The 16,999-nt window shown below is 66.6% G+C and carries 17 protein-coding genes; 14 read left to right on the top strand and 3 right to left on the bottom strand.

Translation table 11 applies throughout. The annotated features are described in order from the left end of the window. Positions 1-83 precede the first annotated feature (83 nt). The 3 genes from rbfA to ACZ60G_RS28995 are packed head-to-tail and all read left to right on the top strand — an operon-like array spanning position 84 to position 2,927. Positions 84-527: a 30S ribosome-binding factor RbfA gene (gene rbfA, locus ACZ60G_RS29005; protein WP_364341538.1), complete on the top strand. Its 444-nt coding sequence runs from the start codon at positions 84-86 to the stop codon at positions 525-527. A gap of 22 nt (positions 528-549) precedes the next feature. Beyond that, a complete protein-coding gene (locus tag ACZ60G_RS29000; RefSeq protein ID WP_465813873.1) occupies positions 550-1,569 on the top strand; it encodes a DHH family phosphoesterase in 1,020 nt (339 codons plus the stop codon). Continuing rightward, a complete protein-coding gene (locus ACZ60G_RS28995; protein WP_465813872.1) occupies positions 1,566-2,927 on the top strand; it encodes an MATE family efflux transporter in 1,362 nt (453 codons plus the stop codon). The genes ACZ60G_RS29000 and ACZ60G_RS28995 overlap by 4 nt, the downstream gene beginning before the upstream one ends. A gap of 251 nt (positions 2,928-3,178) precedes the next feature. Here ACZ60G_RS28995 and ACZ60G_RS28990 read toward each other — a convergent pair whose 3' ends face one another. Next, positions 3,179-3,985, bottom strand: a complete 807-nt coding sequence (locus ACZ60G_RS28990; protein WP_465813871.1) for a hypothetical protein — start codon at positions 3,983-3,985, stop codon at positions 3,179-3,181. Between the two features lie 111 nt (positions 3,986-4,096). On the opposite strand from ACZ60G_RS28990, the gene ACZ60G_RS28985 reads away from it, so the two are divergent. From ACZ60G_RS28985 to truB, 7 genes are all read left to right on the top strand, one after another. Then, positions 4,097-5,911, top strand: coding sequence for an Hsp70 family protein (locus ACZ60G_RS28985; protein WP_465814164.1), 1,815 nt, complete (start codon positions 4,097-4,099; stop codon positions 5,909-5,911). Between the two features lie 9 nt (positions 5,912-5,920). Continuing rightward, positions 5,921-8,011, top strand: a complete 2,091-nt coding sequence (locus ACZ60G_RS28980; protein ID WP_465814162.1) for an Ig-like domain repeat protein — start codon at positions 5,921-5,923, stop codon at positions 8,009-8,011. Between the two features lie 237 nt (positions 8,012-8,248). Next, positions 8,249-9,253, top strand: a complete 1,005-nt coding sequence (locus ACZ60G_RS28975) for a permease (protein WP_465813869.1) — start codon at positions 8,249-8,251, stop codon at positions 9,251-9,253. Next, complete coding sequence (locus ACZ60G_RS28970) at positions 9,250-10,017, top strand: TIGR03943 family putative permease subunit (RefSeq protein WP_465813867.1); 768 nt, start codon at positions 9,250-9,252, stop codon at positions 10,015-10,017. Before ACZ60G_RS28975 ends, ACZ60G_RS28970 begins: the two co-directional genes overlap by 4 nt. A gap of 80 nt (positions 10,018-10,097) precedes the next feature. After that, positions 10,098-11,054 (top strand): metallophosphoesterase family protein, encoded by a 957-nt coding sequence (locus ACZ60G_RS28965; RefSeq protein WP_433527410.1) that lies wholly within the window; start codon positions 10,098-10,100, stop codon positions 11,052-11,054. Positions 11,055-11,226: 172 nt separating this feature from the next. Next, positions 11,227-11,898, top strand: a complete 672-nt coding sequence (npt, locus tag ACZ60G_RS28960) for a 4'-phosphopantetheinyl transferase Npt (RefSeq protein WP_063044514.1) — start codon at positions 11,227-11,229, stop codon at positions 11,896-11,898. After that, positions 11,898-12,803 (top strand): tRNA pseudouridine(55) synthase TruB, encoded by a 906-nt coding sequence (gene truB / locus ACZ60G_RS28955; protein ID WP_465813865.1) that lies wholly within the window; start codon positions 11,898-11,900, stop codon positions 12,801-12,803. Before npt ends, truB begins: the two co-directional genes overlap by 1 nt. On the opposite strand, the gene ACZ60G_RS28950 is transcribed toward truB, so the two are convergent. Beyond that, a complete protein-coding gene (locus tag ACZ60G_RS28950; protein ID WP_465813863.1) occupies positions 12,775-13,377 on the bottom strand; it encodes a TetR/AcrR family transcriptional regulator in 603 nt (200 codons plus the stop codon). The genes truB and ACZ60G_RS28950 overlap by 29 nt on opposite strands. An 86-nt stretch (positions 13,378-13,463) precedes the next feature. Between ACZ60G_RS28950 and ACZ60G_RS28945 the strand changes: the two genes are divergently transcribed. Both ACZ60G_RS28945 and ACZ60G_RS28940 read left to right on the top strand, forming a co-directional pair. Beyond that, positions 13,464-13,877: a DUF4345 domain-containing protein gene (locus ACZ60G_RS28945; protein ID WP_465813861.1), complete on the top strand. Its 414-nt coding sequence runs from the start codon at positions 13,464-13,466 to the stop codon at positions 13,875-13,877. Positions 13,878-14,009: 132 nt separating this feature from the next. Further along, positions 14,010-14,432 carry an EF-hand domain-containing protein gene (locus ACZ60G_RS28940; protein ID WP_465813859.1) on the top strand — a complete coding sequence of 141 codons (423 nt, stop codon included), beginning with the start codon at positions 14,010-14,012 and terminating at the stop codon, positions 14,430-14,432. 158 nt (positions 14,433-14,590) lie between these two features. Here ACZ60G_RS28940 and ACZ60G_RS28935 read toward each other — a convergent pair whose 3' ends face one another. Further along, positions 14,591-15,367 (bottom strand): metal-dependent transcriptional regulator, encoded by a 777-nt coding sequence (locus ACZ60G_RS28935; RefSeq protein ID WP_040692983.1) that lies wholly within the window; start codon positions 15,365-15,367, stop codon positions 14,591-14,593. Positions 15,368-15,516: 149 nt separating this feature from the next. Here ACZ60G_RS28935 and ACZ60G_RS28930 point away from each other — a divergent pair, with 149 nt between their 5' ends. After that, positions 15,517-16,485 (top strand): bifunctional riboflavin kinase/FAD synthetase, encoded by a 969-nt coding sequence (locus tag ACZ60G_RS28930; protein WP_465813857.1) that lies wholly within the window; start codon positions 15,517-15,519, stop codon positions 16,483-16,485. A gap of 126 nt (positions 16,486-16,611) precedes the next feature. Next, positions 16,612-16,881 carry a 30S ribosomal protein S15 gene (rpsO, locus tag ACZ60G_RS28925; protein ID WP_327100954.1) on the top strand — a complete coding sequence of 90 codons (270 nt, stop codon included), beginning with the start codon at positions 16,612-16,614 and terminating at the stop codon, positions 16,879-16,881. The last annotated feature ends 118 nt before the right edge of the window (positions 16,882-16,999 follow it).

Genomic DNA, 16,999 nt, shown 5'->3' with positions numbered 1-16,999 from the left:
GGGCCCGGAGGCGGTAGCTGCGTAACCACGCAGGGCCCCGGTCCCGCCGCAAAATGAACACAGCAAGTGAGGAGGGTTCAGCCATGGTGGATCAAGCCAGGGCACGCCGACTCGCCAAGCGGATTTCCGCGATCGTGGCGACCGCGATCGAATACGAGGTGAAGGATCCGCGTCTGAATTTCGTGACCGTGACCGATGCGAAGGTCACCGGCGATCTGCGCGAGGCGACGGTGTACTACACGGTGATGGGCGAAACCCTCGACGTGGAACCGGATTACGCGGCCGCGGCCGCCGGTCTGGAGAAGGCGAAGGGTGTGCTGCGCTCGAAGGTGGGCGCGGGCACCGGCGTGAAATTCACCCCGACGCTGGCGTTCGTGCTGGACAAGGTGCCCGACGCGGCACGGGATATGGAAGAGCTGCTGGCCAGGGCACGGGCCGCCGATGACGCCGTCGCGAAGGTGGCGGCCACCGCCACCCACGCCGGCGAAGCCGACCCGTACAAGGTCGAACGCGAATCCGACGAGTGACGTGCGGTAGACCATGACGACGATGCCCGTCGACCCGGGTAGGGGGGTCGCTGTCGATGCGGTCGATTTCGGACCGGCCCTTGCCGCATTGAACGCGGCGCGTTCGGTCACCATCCTGTGTCACGTGCAGCCCGATGCCGACACCATCGGCAGCGGGCTCGCCTTGGCATTGGTGTTGTACCGGCGCGGTGTCCCGGTGTGGGTATCGTTCGCCGAGCCCGCCGAACTGCCCGCAACGATGCGGACGCTGCCCGGTGTGCACCATCTGGTGCCGCCCGCCGATGTACCCGCCGAGGTGGATCTGCTGGTTTCCGTGGACTGTGGCAGTGCCGGTCGGCTGGGTGCGCTCGCCGATCGATTGGCCGGGGCCCGAACGACTTTGGTGTTCGATCATCACCGCTCCAATACCCGGTTCGGGACGATCAATGTGATCGATGCGAGTGCGGAATCGACGACGAGTCTGATCGCGCGGCTGCTCGATTCTTGGCAGGAGCCGATCGATGCCGAAGTGGCACATTGCCTTTACGCCGGATTGGTCACCGATACCGGATCCTTCCGCTGGGTGCGCCCCGGCACCCATCACCTGGCCGAGCGGCTGCTGGCCACCGGCATCGACGGCGCCGAAATCACGCGTTCGCTGATGGATACGCATCCGTTCGGCTGGTTGCCGATGCTGTCGCGGGTGCTCGGCTCGGCTCGGTTGGAGCCGCAGGCCGGTGGTGGAACCGGGCTGGTGTACGCCATTGTGCGGCGCGAGGATGTCGATGGTGTGCGCTCGGAAGAGGTGGAGAGTGTGGTCGATATAGTCCGCACCACTTCCGAGGCCGGGGTTGCCGCGGTGTTCAAGGAATCGCGCACGATTCCGGATCGGTGGACGGTGTCGCTGCGGTCGCGCGACAGTGCGCCCGGGGCGCAGGATGGTGTCGATGTGGCCACTGTCGCAACGTCTTTGGGCGGTGGGGGCCATCGGTTCGCGGCTGGATACACCACTAATGGCACGTCCGAATCGGTCGTCGCGGCGCTGTTGGCCGAACTCGGGTGAGTTCGGAAGTCAGCGGGGTCGCGTCGAATCCGATCGGCGCGGTGGGGCCGCGACGGATTCTCGGACTCGCCTTGCCGACCTTGGGTGTGCTGGTGGCCGAGCCCATCTATCTGCTCTTCGACCTGGCTGTGGTGGGGCGGCTGGGGGCGTTGGCATTGGCCGGGCTTGCGGTCGGCGGATTGATTCTGGCGCAGGTCAGTTCGCAGCTGACGTTCCTGTCGTATGGGACCACGGCGCGGGCGGCGCGGCGGCATGGGGCGGGGGATGAGCGCGGTGCGATCGGGGAAGGGGTGCAGGCGACCTGGGTCGCCGTGATCGTCGGGATGCTGGTTCTTGTTGTGGGGCAGGCGATTGCGGTTCCGCTGACGAATGTGATCGCGGGTGGTGGGGATATTGCGGGGGAGGCGTTGGTCTGGGTACGGATCGCGTTGTTCGGAGTGCCGCTGATTCTGATCGCGATGGCGGGTAACGGGTGGTTGCGCGGGGTGCAGGAGACGCGCAGGCCACTGCTGTTCGTTGTTGCGGGACTACTGGTTTCGGGGGTGCTGTGCCCGACTCTGGTGCACGGGTTGCTGGGTGCGCCGCGGCTGGAGTTGGCGGGTTCGGCGGTCGCGAATGCGGCGGGCCAGTCCGTGACGGCCGGGTTGTTCCTGACCGCGCTGGTGCGCGCCCGTGTTCCGCTGGCGCCGCACTGGTCGGTGATGCGGGCACAGCTGGTACTCGGTCGTGATCTGATCGCCCGCAGTCTCGCCTTCCAAGCCAGCTTCGTGTCGGCGGCGGCTGTCGCCTCCCGGTTCGGTGCGGCATCGGTGGCCGCACACCAACTGGTCCTGCAGCTCTGGAATTTCCTTGCCCTGACCCTGGATTCGCTCGCCATCGCCGCCCAAACCCTGGTCGGTGCGGCACTCGGCGCGGGCGACGCCACCGGAGCGCGCGGTCTGGCGCGCCGCATCACCCGCTGGTCGGGTGGATTCGCGCTGGTCCTTGCTGCGGCCTTCGCGGCAGGCGCGACCGTCATCCCCGAACTCTTCACCGACGATCCGGCCGTCCTCGACCGCACTCACGTCGCCTGGTGGTTCTTCGTCGCCATCATCCCGATCGCAGGCATCGTCTTCGCACTGGACGGCGTCCTCCTCGGCGCGGGCGACGCCGCCTACCTCCGCAACACCACTCTCGCCGCCGCCCTCCTCGGTTTTCTCCCCGCCATCTGGCTCTCCCTCATCTTCAATTGGGGCATAGCCGGCATCTGGACCGGCCTCGTAGCCTTCATGCTCCTACGTCTCGTCGCCGTAGTCTGGCGCGCAGAATCCGGCCGTTGGGCGCGAATCGGTACGGAAATCCCGCGTGTGAGTGCTTAGCAGGGTGCGCCGCGCACGGTTTCGCATCCGCGCATATTTTCGCCGAGTGAACGTGCCCGGCTAGCGGGTTGTCGGTGATGTCAGCACCACTCCTGCTCGGCGAACTTGTTTGCGGCGGCAACGGGTCGTCGGTGGTGTCGGCGGACAACTCACCTGCCGGGTGAGTTCGTGTGCGGCGGGTGGCGCGTCGTCAGCGGTGTCGGGGGCGATGACCCTGCCGGGCGAACTTGTTTGCGGCGGGTGGCGGGTTGTCAGTGGTGTCGGCGGACGACCACTCCTGCCGGACGCACCGAGCGGCCGGAGACCGTCAGCCCGGTTCGGACGACCGATTCCACCGTGCGGTCCAATGCGGGCTCGTCTGTCTTCGCGACATCCGCCGCTTCCATGGTGAGGGAGTCGAAGGCGTCATCGGGGCGCGGGGTGACGAGTGTGCCGCCGCGGCCGACGATGAGGCGTTCGATGCGGGTGGCGACAGCTTCGAATGCTGTTCGCTCGCGCGGGGATTCGGCGGTGGCGGCGCAGGCGGTGGTGTCGGTGTGCAGGGCGAAGAGTTCCAGGACGAGCGGGAGGTCGGCGCCTGCGCGGTCGCGGCGGTCGCGGGCCTTGGATTCGTCGGCCAAGCGGTCGATGGTGGTGGCTTGGCGGGCGATTACTCGGGTGAGGTCTTCGATGCGTTCCGCCAGGTGGGCGGGTGAGTCGGTGGATTCGAGCTGTGGTGGGTGGGAGTCGACAGGGAAATCGGTCTGCGGCGCGTTCAGGGCCTCCACCTGTGGCATAAGGGGATTGGCGGTGTGACCGGCCCGTGTTGCGTGGTCGGTGGGGGTCTCGGCCTGTGCTGCGGCTGGGTGAGTGAGGCGACCAGACGGTGGTGTCGCCGGGGTGGTCTCGGCCCACGGAGTGCGGGATTTGGCGGGGTGACCAGTCTGCGGTGCGGTTGAGTTGGTGAGGTTTTCGAGCGGTGGCGTGAGAGGACTGGCCTGTGCTGCGGTCGGGGCCTCTACCTGCGGCGCGGCGGGGGCGGTGGGGTCCTCGGGGTGCGGCGCGGCGGGGTCGGTCATGATCGCACTTTAACGCGAGATTGTTCGGTTGCAGCGATTGTTTTGGGCGGCATCGGGATCCACAGTTGGGAACTGGGCTGGTGTCGGATGTGGCTGCTACCATCGCGTCTCATGGGGGTCTACGGCATCGACCTTGGTACGACGAATTCGGCGATCGCGCGGATAGACGCCGATGGTCGGCCCGAAGTCATGATCGGGTTGAACGGCGAGGCGACCGTGCCTTCGGTCGTTTTGTTCGCGTCGGCATTCGATCATCTGGTGGGCGAGGGTGCAAGGCGGCAGGCTCGGCTCGATCCGGAGCATGTGTGCGCGCTGGTGAAGCGGCGGATGGGCGATACGGACTGGCGTTTCTCCGCGCACGGGCAAACCTGGTCCGCGCCCGCGGTTTCGGCGCTGATCCTGAAAAGCCTTGCCGCGGATGCCGAGTTCAGCGGTGGCGCACCGGTGAAACGCGCGGTCATTACCGTGCCCGCCTACTTCGGTGACGAGGAGCGGCGTGCGACCATCCAGGCGGGCACGTATGCGGGCTTCGATGTGGCGGGCGTTCTCTCCGAGCCGATCGCCGCGGCATTGTCCTACGGTTTCGGCAGACTCGACGGCAGCCCCGCGGTGCGAGCGACGGGCCCGGAGGCGGTAGCGCCCGGACAGGCAGAGTCGGCCGAAGGCCGTCCGTTGAGGGTGGCGGTGGGTGACGGGCGGGCCCACGGAGGGCATCGGGAGCACCGCGAATCCAACACCGACGTCGGCATGCCGGGCCCGCGCGAGACGGTTCTCGTCTACGACCTGGGCGGCGGCACGTTCGACGCCACCGTCATCGAACTCGCCGACCGCCGCATTTCGGTGCTCGCGGTCGAGGGCGATCACCAACTCGGCGGCGCCGACTGGGATGAGCGCATCGCGCTGTACCTTTCGCAGAAGTTCTGTGAGGCGAATCCGGATGCCGAAGACCCGCTGGACGATTCGGCGGGTTCGCAGATGCTGGTGCTGGCCGCCGAACGCGCCAAGCGCGAACTGACCGATGCCGAGCACACCGATGTGGTGATAGCGCACGACGGCGCCCGCGCGGTGATCCCGCTGACGCGCGCCGAAGTCGACGCGATGACTGCCTCGCTCATGCGCCGCACCATCGACCTGTCCCGCGACTGCGTGACTGCGGCGAGCAAGCGCGGCGTCGCATCCCTCGACCGTCTGCTGCTCGTCGGGGGCTCCTCGCGCATGCCGATGGTGGAGCGCGAACTGCGCAAGGAACTCGGCCTCACCGGTGAACTGCGCGATCCCGACCTCTCGGTGGCGCGCGGCGCGGCGCTCTACGGCGAAAAGCTGGAGATGGAACGTCTCGTCCTCGCCGACCTCACTACACGTGGCCGACTGCGCGACGGCGCGAATATCGAGGACGCCGTACCGGCCGATCTGGATCAATCGATCGCCCGCGTCGCTGCCTCCTTCGGACAACCGGTCGGGCTGGTGCGCCGGATGCTCGAAATCCAGGTCGATACCGTTGTTTCGCGCGGTTTCGGTGTGCTCGCGCTCGACTATCAGTACGGGCTGGCGGCGACCTGGTTGGTGCATCGCAATTCGACGCTGCCGGTGAAGGTGCGTCGTTCCTTCGGCACCGTGCGAGCCGATCAGGACGAAATCGCGCTGACCATCGTGGAGCAGCAGGGCCAGGCGGCATCCGCGCGCCCCGAGGATACGAAGGTGCTGGTGGAAGGGCGCATTCGCGGCATCCCCGCGGGCTATCCCGAGGGCAGCGAGGTGCGGGTGACCTTCGAGATGGGCTTCGACGGCGTCCTGCGCGTCACCTGCCATCATGTCGACGCCGATATTCCGTTGGTCCTGACCGCGCAGACCGGCGCGACCCTGTCGCAATCGGATGTGGCGCGCGAACTCGATCAGGTCCAGCGCACACGCCGCCGCGACAGCTGAGCCGTGACCATGCAGGCGTTCGATCCGAACGACTACCGCAAGCGGGTGCTCGCCGATGTCGAGCGCCGCGGCGGGCTCGAGGAGTCGGATCCGTTCGAGCTCTACGACATTCCGCTGGACGAGGCGGAGTCGCTGAGCGATGCCGAGATCGCCGCCCGGGTGGAGGAGGTCTGGGGTTTCTGGCAGCGCCAGCGCGACCATCCGAAATACCGGGTGCTGGTTGGGCTGTTGGTCGACGCGCATCCGAAGCTGTCTCGCGTACTGCTGGATTCGGCGGTCCGCCGGGCGGAAGCGGCGCGGATCAAGGAGATGCGCGAGCGCCGGGATGCGGACCGCTACGAGATGCTCGACGCGGCGATCTCGCGATTGGTGCAGCGTCACGGCGGGGTTCCGGCCGGGAAGGTCCCTGGGCTGGAGGAGATCGGTGCGATGGGCGGGCTCAGTGCCGCCGAGGTCGCGACTCGATTGCGCAGGCATCGCGTCGTCGAGGATGCCCCCGCGCCCGCCGGTGTGCTCACCGACCAACGCAGACAACAGATTCGGCAGTTGCTCAGCGAATGGGAACGGCTCATCGACGGTGAGCCGACGCCGACACTGTTCGCGCTGCTCCGGGTGGATCCGGCGAAGGCCGGCCAGACCCAGGAGATTCGACTGCGCGCCGATGCATTGCGCGCGCGGTCCCGGGAGCTGCCGCCCGGTCGCATCCGAGTTGTGTTGGACGAGTTGCTGATTCACATCCATGACGTGCTCGAATCGGGCGAGGCGCCGCTGCGGGAGTATCTGCGGGCGGTGGCCGAGGATGTCGCCAAGGAATTGCGGCCGAAGGTCAGGGCGGCGGTGCTGGTCGAGGACGAACTCGTCGGCGACGACTTCCAGTATCTACTCGACGAGGCGATGCGGTTGGGTCTGGATCGGGCCGACGCCACCCGGGTGCTCACCGAGATCGCCGCGGAACTCGGTGCGCGAGTAGCCAATTCGCCGACCATCGCGCCACCGCGGCCCATATCGCGACCGCCCGCACCCAGACTTTGGGAAGCACCGCTCAAGGCCGCCCGGGCGGCGCTACGCGGGGGTCGCCCACAGGAAGCCGCGCGGCATGTCGAGGAGGCGCACCGGCTGGTCGGACCCGACGGGGAAGGGCTTACTCCGATCCGTTCGGTATCCGATGAGGTCGACCGGGTGCTGAACGAGGCGCAGGCCCACTGGCGTGATGCCACGGTCGCGTGTGCGGCAAAGCGGTATGTCGAGGCGTTGCCGCATCTGGAACAGGTGCGCCGCAACGCATCCGATCTGCTGCCACCGAATCAGGTGCCTGGTATCGACCAGTTGCTCGCCGAGGCCCGAGTGGCCATTGCCGAGGCGGACCGGCTCGTCGCCGAGGCACAAGCGGGACCGGCCGATGTCAGGGTGCGCGGGCTGCTCGCCGCGGTCGAGGTATGCGCCGATCACACCGGTGCGGCCGCTGCGCTCGCGGAGTCGCCGATCGAGGCTCCGCAGCGCGTCGAGGCCACCCGATTGACGAATGGGTCGGTGCTCGTGGTGTGGTCGCCGACGTCGACGGATAACGTCGCCTACCGGGTGACCAGGTTGCAGCCGGACGGATCGTGGCGTGTGGTCGGCCGCACACAGGCGACCGAACTCGAGGACGGTGGCGCACCCGCTGTCGGGCAGCCGGTGTACGCGGTGGCCGCCGCTGTCGCGGGCAGATACTCCGAGATCGCCCGATCCGATACCGGCCAGGTCGCGAAACCGCAAGGCAGACAGGAACAACCGCAGGACGATCCGTCGCCGAGTGGTATTCCGACCGTGACCGGACTGGCCGAAGCGGCGGGGCTACTCGTCTTCACCTGGCCCATCGGCGTCACCGAAGTCATGGCCGTCGTGCGAACCGACCAACCGCCGAGCACCCCGGACGACCCCGAGGCCCGCTCCTGGAAGGTCACCAATATGCGGTACGAAATCGACGGCGGTGTCCGGATCCCGCCCGATATCCCGCGACCATGTCATATCGCCATCGCATCCTGCCGCCGCGAAACGAACGGAAAGCTCACTGTCGCTGCGGGTTTCGTACCGGCTGCGCGGATCCGCTGGCTCGGATAGCGAGATCGGTCCGCGTGCCGTCGATCCCGAGATGCAGACTATTTGCGGCCGGAGTGTGGGGACCTCGATCGTGCTGTGTGCGGCCGCGCCGTCCATTGGTGGGTGGATTCCCGATTCGTATACCCTGCGCTGGGGTTATGGGCGGACCTGCGAGGTTGCGCGCCGAATGGCTCGACGCAATGCCGGGGTGATCGCCCGCAAGCGGGATTTGGCGACAGCACAAGGCAGGATGGGAACGTGCTCGCACAGAACGCTGTGAATTCGGTACGGACGCGGGTGTCCTCGACATATGTGCTCGCCGCGCTGATCGCCCTCGGCCTGGTTCTGCAGGCGCCGCTGGTTCGTGCGGTGGGTGCGTCCGCGCGATTGCAGACCGCGGTGACGATCTTCGCGGGTGTCTTCGTGCAGGCGGTGCCGTTTCTGGCGCTCGGGGTGCTGGTGAGTGGTGGTATCGCGGCCTTCGTCTCACCTGCGGTGCTGCGAAAGGTGTTGCCGCGCAACGAACCTGCCGCGATCGGCGTCGCCGGGTTGGCCGGGATGGCGCTGCCCGGCTGTGAATGCGGTGTCGTGCCGGTGGCGCGACGGCTGACCGATCAGGGGGCGCCCGGATCGGTGGCCTTGGCCTTCATGCTGTCGGCCCCCGCGATCAACCCGGTGGTGTTGATCGCCACGGCGGTGGCATTTCCCGGCGAGCCCGGGATGGTGGCGGCGCGGTTCACCGGTTCACTGGCCACCGCGGTGGTGATGGGGCTGATCTGGTCGCGAATCGGACGCCCGGCCTGGCTGCTGCCGCGTGGCACCGGACGCGACCGCTGCGTGACGGGGCGGACCCGGTGGGAGGTCTTCACCGAGGCCGCCCGCCACGATCTCTTGCAGGCCAGCGCATTTCTGGTACTCGGCGCCGCGGCCGCCGCCGCGTTGCATGTACTGGTTCCGCCCACCTGGTACGAGCGGTTGGCCGGGCAAATGGTGGTCGCGATCCTGATCATGGCGGTGCTGGCGATCGTGCTCGCGCTGTGTTCGGAGGCCGATGCATTCGTCGCGGCGAGCATGTCGACGCTGCCCCTGCTGCCGCGGCTGGTATTCCTGGTCGTCGGCCCCGCCGTCGACGTGAAGCTCTTCGCCATGCAGGCAGGCAGCTTCGGCCGCCGCTTCGCAATGCGCTTCGCCCCCATGACCTTCGCCGTCGCCGTGGCCTGCGGCACGATCGCCGGATACATCTTCCTGGGAGGTGCTCGATGAAACGAGGAACACAAAACCTCTTGTTGCTCCTCATCGGCAGCGCAGTGCTCTGGATAACCCTCGACGGCACCTACCTACGCTATGTAAAACCGAGCCTGTACCCCTTCCTGCTGATCAGCAGCATCGGCTTCATCCTGCTCGCCCTGGTAGCAGTCTTCCGAGACATCCGCCCCGGCAGCACATCCGACGAACACGCCAACGATCACGACCACGACCACGGTTCGGGCCGCGCGCAATGGTTGTTGCTGGCCCCGGTCGCCGCGCTCTTGATCATCGCACCACCCGCACTGGGCGCGGGCGCGGCGGTAACCAGTTCGCCCGTCCAAGTCGTCCCGCGCGACATCGCCGCGGAGCAGCCGAAGCTCTGGGCCTTTCCGCCGCTGCCGGCCGAGCGGGCACCGCGGTTGCCGATTGTGGATCTGGTGGATCGGGCGCTTCAGGACTCCAGTCACTCGCTGGACGGTCGTGAGGTCACGATCAGTGGGTTCATTATTCGGCCCAAGGATCTGGAGCAGCAGCATCCGGACACGCCTGATGCGGATCTCGCGCGAGTGGTCATCACCTGCTGTGTCGCTGATGCCCGGTATGTACTCGTACACCTGTCGGGGATGCCGGAGGCGATCGAGGACGATGCCTGGCTCGAGGTCAGGGGTGTCGTCGAAACCGGTAGTGCTCAGCGGGATCCAGATCACACGCCCACTCTCCTCATCATCGGCTACCAGCGGATCGAGGCTCCGGACCGGCCCTACGAACGCGGCCGTTAGCGGGCGGACTCGAACCGGTATCGCCCATGATCATCGAGCCGAACGGCGATAACTCCCGCGGATATGCCAATGTAGGTGTGGTGATACCCAAGTTGATGGCGGTGAGCGACATTCACGTCGGGCACCAGGGGAATCGTCCGGTCGTCGAGCAGATTCGGGCGGATTCGCCCGAGGACTGGCTCATCGTGGCCGGTGACGTCGGGGAGAAGTCCGACGATATCCGCTGGGCGCTGGAGCTGCTGCGCGGCCGGTTCGCCAAGGTGATCTGGGTGCCGGGCAACCACGAATTGTGGACCACGGCGAAGGATCCGGTGCAGATGCACGGTGTCGCGCGCTACGACTACCTGGTGTCGATCTGCCGGGACCTCGATGTCATCACACCGGAGGATCCGTTCCCGGTGTGGACCGGCGCGGGGTCCGAACAGTACGGCGGTCAGGTGACGCTGGTTCCGATGTTCGTGCTGTACGACTACTCGTTCCTGCCGAAGGGCACCAAGACGAAGGCCGAGGGCCTCGCCCTGGCCCGGGAACGCAATGTGGTGGCCACCGACGAATTCCTGCTGTCGCCGGATCCGTATCTGACCCGTGATGCCTGGTGCCACGCCCGAGTGCAGGTCACCAAGCGGAAGCTGGACGCGCTGCCACCCGAGACGCCGATCGTGATGATCAACCACTTCCCGCTGGTCCGCCAGCCCACCGAGGTGCTGTGGTACCCGGAATTCGCCCTCTGGTGCGGCACCGATCTGACCGCCGACTGGCACACCAGCTACAACGTCGTCTGCTCGGTCTACGGCCACCTGCACATCCCGCGCACCTCCTACTACGACGGCGTGCGCTTCGAAGAGGTGTCGCTCGGCTACCCGCGCGAATGGCAGCGTCGCGGACTGCCCGACCAGTTGCTGCGCCAAATCCTCCCGACCCCCGACTACCCGCCGGGTTCGCTGAACAAATGGGGCGGCCACTTCAAGGTCACCCCCGAGATGGAGGCCGCAGCAGCCGAGATGCGCGCAAAAGCCGAGCGTCGCCGCGGCGTTTGACCTCTGTCCGGCATCGCGGCGGCAAATTTGATTCGCGGCGCAACTACTGATTTGGTGTGTACATGGGTAACTCGTCGGGTACGGGCAAATGTGCCTGCCCCCTGACCGCCGGACGCCGACGCTGCTTGCGTGGCAGACGAGTCTGGCCTGAAGGTTCGGGGAGGCGGAGGAGCTGATCGAGAAAATTCTTCCCGCTGGCGTGGCTTCGGCAGAGCTTCTGGAGTATCCCGAGGATCTGCAGCCGCATCCGGCCGAGGCGCACCTCATCGAGAAGTCGGTGGAGAAGCGCCGCCGGGACTTCATCGGTGCTCGGCACTGCGCCCGGCTGGCGCTGGTGGAACTGGGTGAGACTCCGGTCGCGATCGGCAAGGGCGAGCGGGGTGCACCGGTATGGCCGCGCGGCATCGTCGGCAGCCTGACGCACTGTGACGGCTACCGGGCGGCGGCCTTGGGCCACAAACTGCGGTTCCGCTCGATCGGCATCGACGCCGAACCACACGGCACGCTCCCCGAGGGCGTGCTGGATTCGGTGAGCCTGCCCCCCGAGCGGGACTGGTTGGCGCGGGTCGACGGTTCCGGTCTGCACCTGGACCGCTTGCTGTTCTGCGCGAAGGAAGCCACCTACAAGGCGTGGTGGCCATTGACCGCGCGCTGGCTCGGCTTCGAGGACGCCCACATCACTTTCACCATCGATGAGAGTTCCGACGGCGCGGGTTCGGGTACTTTCCACAGCCAGATCCTGGTGCCGGGACAGGTCACCGACGGTGGCGCGCCGCTGATTTCCTTCGACGGCCGCTGGATGATCGGCGACGGACTCATCCTGACCGCGATCGTGCACGACTGATGCCCGACGCCCGGATCGACGCACTCGGCGGTCTGCTGATCGTCGACAAGGACGGCGGCTGGACCAGCCACGACGTCGTCGCGAAATGTCGAAAACTATTGCGCACCAAGAAGATCGGGCATGCCGGGACGCTGGATCCGATGGCCACCGGCGTGCTGGTGCTCGGTGCCGAACGCGCCACCAAACTGCTCGGCCTGCTCACGCTGACCACCAAGGCGTACACCGCGACCATTCGTCTCGGCCAGGCCACCACCACCGACGATGCCGAGGGCGAAGTGCTCTCGACCGCGTCGGCGACCCATCTCACCGATGCCGAAATCGCCACGCACACTGCGAAACTGACCGGCGATATCGAGCAGGTGCCTGCCACGGTCAGCGCCATCAAGGTGAACGGCGAACGCGCCTATGCCCGGCACCGGGCCGGTGAGGACGTGCAGCTCGCCGCTCGCCCGGTCACCGTCTTGCGCTTCGATATCCTCGCCCGCCGCGATATTTCGGAATTCGTCGATCTGGATGTGGTCGTCGAATGTTCGTCCGGCACCTACATTCGCGCCCTGGCGCGCGATCTGGGCGCCGCACTCGGCGTCGGCGGCCATCTGACCGCCTTGCGCCGCACCAGGGTCGGCCCGTTCACCCTCGAACACGCCAGAACCCTCGACGAATTGGCCGAATCCGAAAACGCGCCGTTGAGTCTGGATATCGACGACGCCATTCGAACCGCGTTCCCGCACCGCGAGATCGATGACAAGCAGGCCGACGATCTGCGCAACGGTCGCTGGCTCGAGCCGGTCGGCATATCCGGTGTCTATGCCGCCATCGACCCGTCCGGACGTGCGATCGCGCTACTGCAGGAGAGCGGTAAGCGCGCCGCCTCGGTCATGGTCGTGCGTCCGTCGAATCTTTAACCGCGCCAAGCGGTTCCAGCGCGCCGAGCAGCGCGCCGACGCAGATATCGCGGAGTTCGTCGCGGGTGCAGGTGCGGTTTTCCAGCCAGTCGACCGATAGCACCCGGACGAAGGTCAGCCAGCCCATCAGCACCGATGAGGTGAGCTCGCGGATTCGGCCTTCGACGCCCATGACGTCGAGCAGACGCATCCGGAGTTCGCCGAGTTCGCCCGAGATGATCGCCTGGATGGTCGGATCGCCGGAGAGCAGGCGGTTGGCGGCCACCACCGTATTGGCATTGGCCTCGAAATAGTCGAAGTGCTCGTCGAGTCCGGCCGCGAGCTGTTCGGGCAGCGGTGTTTCGGTATCGAGTTTCGTGGCGACCAGGAGGCGATCGGCGGCGAGTTGGTAGACGCCCGCGAAGAGGTCGCGTTTGGTCGGGAAGTGGCGGTAGAGCAGGGCGCGCGAAACATCGGCGGCAGCCGCGACATCCTCCATCAGCACCGCATCGTAGGCGCGTTCGGCGAACAGTTTCGCGCCCGCGTCCAGCAGCAGTCGGCGGCGTTCGTCGGGGGCGAGGCGGCGGCGGGTCACCCCTGCAAGCTTAGTTGACGTATGTCTACTAAGCGTCGTAGGGTCGAGCTTAGTAGACATACGTCTACTAGTGAAGGGAGGAATTCATGACCTCGGCACTCAAATGGCTGTCCATGGCGATGGGCGTTGTCATCGTTGGTATCGGCATCTTCCACATGGCCGCCGGAATCGACGGCATCCCCGATATGGGCTCCTCCGGCGTCACCGCCGACAGTCAGACTCGCTTCTTCGGCGGCATCTTCCTCGGCTACGGCCTCGCTTGGATCTGGGCAGCCCGCCAAAATCCGATCTCCGCACCCGCGGTGCGCTGGCTCGCCGGAATATTCCTACTGAGCGGCGTCGCCCGGTTGATCTCGGTCGCCGTCTACGGCTGGCCGCACTGGTTCCAAATCGTCCTCACCGCAATAGAATTCGCCCTCCCTCCGATCTTCTTCTGGCTAGCCGCCGCCCACGAAAAGCGCACTGCCTTCACAACCGACCGCGTGCCCGCCGCCGGCTGACGGGTGTCGCATGGCTATTGACTACCTCGCGCAGGGTTGTGCCCTATGCGAGGTTGTCAGTAGCTATGCGGCAACTGGCACGGCGATCCGTACAGTGGGCGCGGTAGACAGTGCGACGAAGGCAGTGGGGCAATGAGTGGACAACCGGTCGATACGTTCGAGCTCTGGGACCGGGACGGCGACGGTCTGGTGTCCGTCGAGGACATAGTCACCGGAATCCGTTCGCTCGGACTGGAAGTCGATGACGAGGCCGTCGAGCGGATGGTCGCCGCCGCCGATACCAATGGCGACTTCCTGGTCTCCCGAGCCGAATTCGATGCCGCGCTGGTCGGCGGCCGTATCGAGGTCACCGATGCCGATGCGGCCTTCACCGTCTTCGATAGCAACGGCGACGGCAAGATCTCGGTCGAAGAACTCGAATCCCTGATCCGCCACGTCGGTGCTGGGCTGATCGACGAGCCCGCCGAATCGCTGCTTGCGGCGGCGGATACAGACGGGGACGGCTACCTGTCGCCGTCCGAATTCCGTGCGCTGCTGAATTTCCTGTCGCGCTGACCGATTCGACGCGCCAAATATCTATGGGGCTTGACCTGTGCTAACTCCGCGGCCCGACGATGCGATAGGTGGGTATCGGAGTTTGTTCTTGCCGCGGACGCGGTGGCCGCGGCGGCGTGCGGTGGTGACAACGAATCGTCACCACCGGCACGCGATCGTCAGTCGCTGAGCCAGATGGCTTCGGCCGCAGGGCGGCCGAGATCGATGGTGCGGTCCCCGATGCGAATCGCGATGGTGCCCGCGAAGTCTCGGCGTTCCACCACGACGATCGGCGTATCGAGCGCGATACCGACCGAATCGAAATAGCGCAGCATATCCGGATCGGCATCGGAAATCCGTGCGACATGGCCGGATTCGTCCGCGCGGAAATCGCTGAGCTGGCGGGCGGGCGGCGTCGGCACCGCACCGTCGACCGAGGGAATGGGATCGCCGTGCGGATCCCGGTCCGGATAGCCGAGTTTCGCGTCGATGCGGGCCATCAGCAACTCCGAGACCGCGTGCTCGAGCACCTCGGCCTCGTCGTGCACCTCATCCCAGCCGTAGCCGAGTTCGTTGACCAGGAATGTCTCGATCAGCCGATGCCTGCGCACCATGGCGACCGCCGCGCGACGCCCGTGTTCGGTGAGGGTGATTGATCCGTACCGGGCGTGTTCGACAAGGCCTTGATCGGCGAGCTTGCGTACCGCCTCGGAGACGGTGGAGGCCGAGACACCGATCCGTTCGGCGAGCAGTTTCGTCGATACCTTTTCCTGCGACCACTCCTGAGCGGTCCAGATCACTTTCAAATAGTCCTGGGCGACCGAGGTGAGCTCCGGCGCAATCGTCGCGGTGCTGCCGTGGGGGCCTGTGGTCTCGGTCGGCTGCGCTGCGGTGTCGGCCAGCTCGCGTCGGGTTGCGATGTCTCGTTTACCGGGCACATCTTCGAGCTTATGCATTGGGCTCCCGATTCACACATTCAGACACTTGAACACTCCTCACCCAGCTGAACCCGCAATTCACCCCCTGTACACACGGGACTCGGGCCGGAGTGCGGATCGACACCTCCGAATACTGTTCGCCCCTCGTTTTGCGTAGGCTGCGGATTGTGCAGAGATGGCGGAGCCTCGATGACGTACCCGCGGACTGGGGGCGGTGCGTGCTCACGATCGGCGTATTCGACGGTGTGCATCGCGGCCACGCGCAGCTGATCAGCAGGGCCGTGAAGTCCGCTGCCGCGCGGGATGTTCCGGCGGTGTTGATGACCTTCGACCCGCACCCGATGGAAGTCGTGCGGCCCGGCTCGCATCCGGCGCAGTTGACCACGCTGACCCGGCGCGCGGAATTGGCCGAGGAACTCGGCGTCGACGTGTTCTGCGTCATGCCCTTCACCCAAGAATTCATGAAGCTGACGCCGGGCCGCTACGTACACGATCTGCTGGTCGAGCGGCTACATGTGACCGAGGTCGTGGTCGGTGACAACTTCACCTTCGGCAAGAAGGCTGCGGGCACCATCGAGACCATGCGTGAGCTGGGTGAGCGCTTCGGCTTCGAGGTCGACGGCGTGAAACTGCTCGGCGAGCACGCGGTCACCTTCTCCTCCACCTACATCCGCGCCTGCGTCGACGCGGGCGATATGGCCGCGGCCGCCGAGGCGCTGGGCCGTCCGCATCGGGTCGAGGGCGTCGTCGTGCACGGCGACGGCCGCGGCCGTGAGCTCGGCTTCCCGACCGCGAATATCGCACCGCCCATGTACGCCGCCATTCCGGCCGACGGCGTCTACGCGGGCTGGTTCACCGTGCTCGGTCCCGGCCCGACCATCGGCACCGTGACGCCGGGGCAGCGCGCGATGGCCGCGATTTCGATCGGCACCAACCCCACCTTCTCCGGGCGCGCCCGCACCGTCGAGGCCTATGTGCTCGACAGTGAGGCCGATCTTTACGGCCAGCACGTCGCGGTGGATTTCGTCGAGCATCTGCGCGGTATGCGCAAATTCGATTCCATCGACGAACTTCTCGAGGCCATGGCCCGCGACGTCGAGAACTCCCGCAAGGTCCTCACCGCCGCCGACTCCTGACCGGATTCGGTTCGGCGTGGGGTGTCGGGTAAGGTGGCTCCTCGGGTTTGCTGCGGTCCGCGGTGGCACCCGGCCGGGTAACCGGAATCCTCGAGCGCGGAACTGAGAAATAGGAGTGGATGCCCCATGGCGCTGACCACCGAGCAGAAGTCGGCCATTCTCGCCGAGTACGGCGTGCACGAGAAGGACACCGGTTCCCCGGAGGCGCAGATCGCGCTGCTGTCCAAGCGGATCGCCGACATCACCGAGCACCTGAAGAAGCACAAGCACGACCACCACACCCGCCACGGCCTGATGGCGCTGATCGGTCGTCGCAAGCGCCTGTCGAAGTACCTCGCCGACAAGGACATCCACCGCTACCGTTCGCTGATCGAGCGCCTGGGTCTGCGTCGGTAACTGTGTCTGATTTGCCGCGCCTGCGGCGCGGCGTGTTCGCGGCCCCCTGGTGTCTCGCGTCCGAGCCGTCGAGACTCGCGACTTCGTCGCATGCGCTTCGACGACTCGGACGCGAGAC

The sequence above is a fragment of the Nocardia sp. NPDC102475 genome (genome assembly GCF_055584605.1).
The sequence above is the reverse complement of the archived record's forward strand: the minus strand, read 5'-3'. Positions and strand labels throughout refer to the sequence as shown.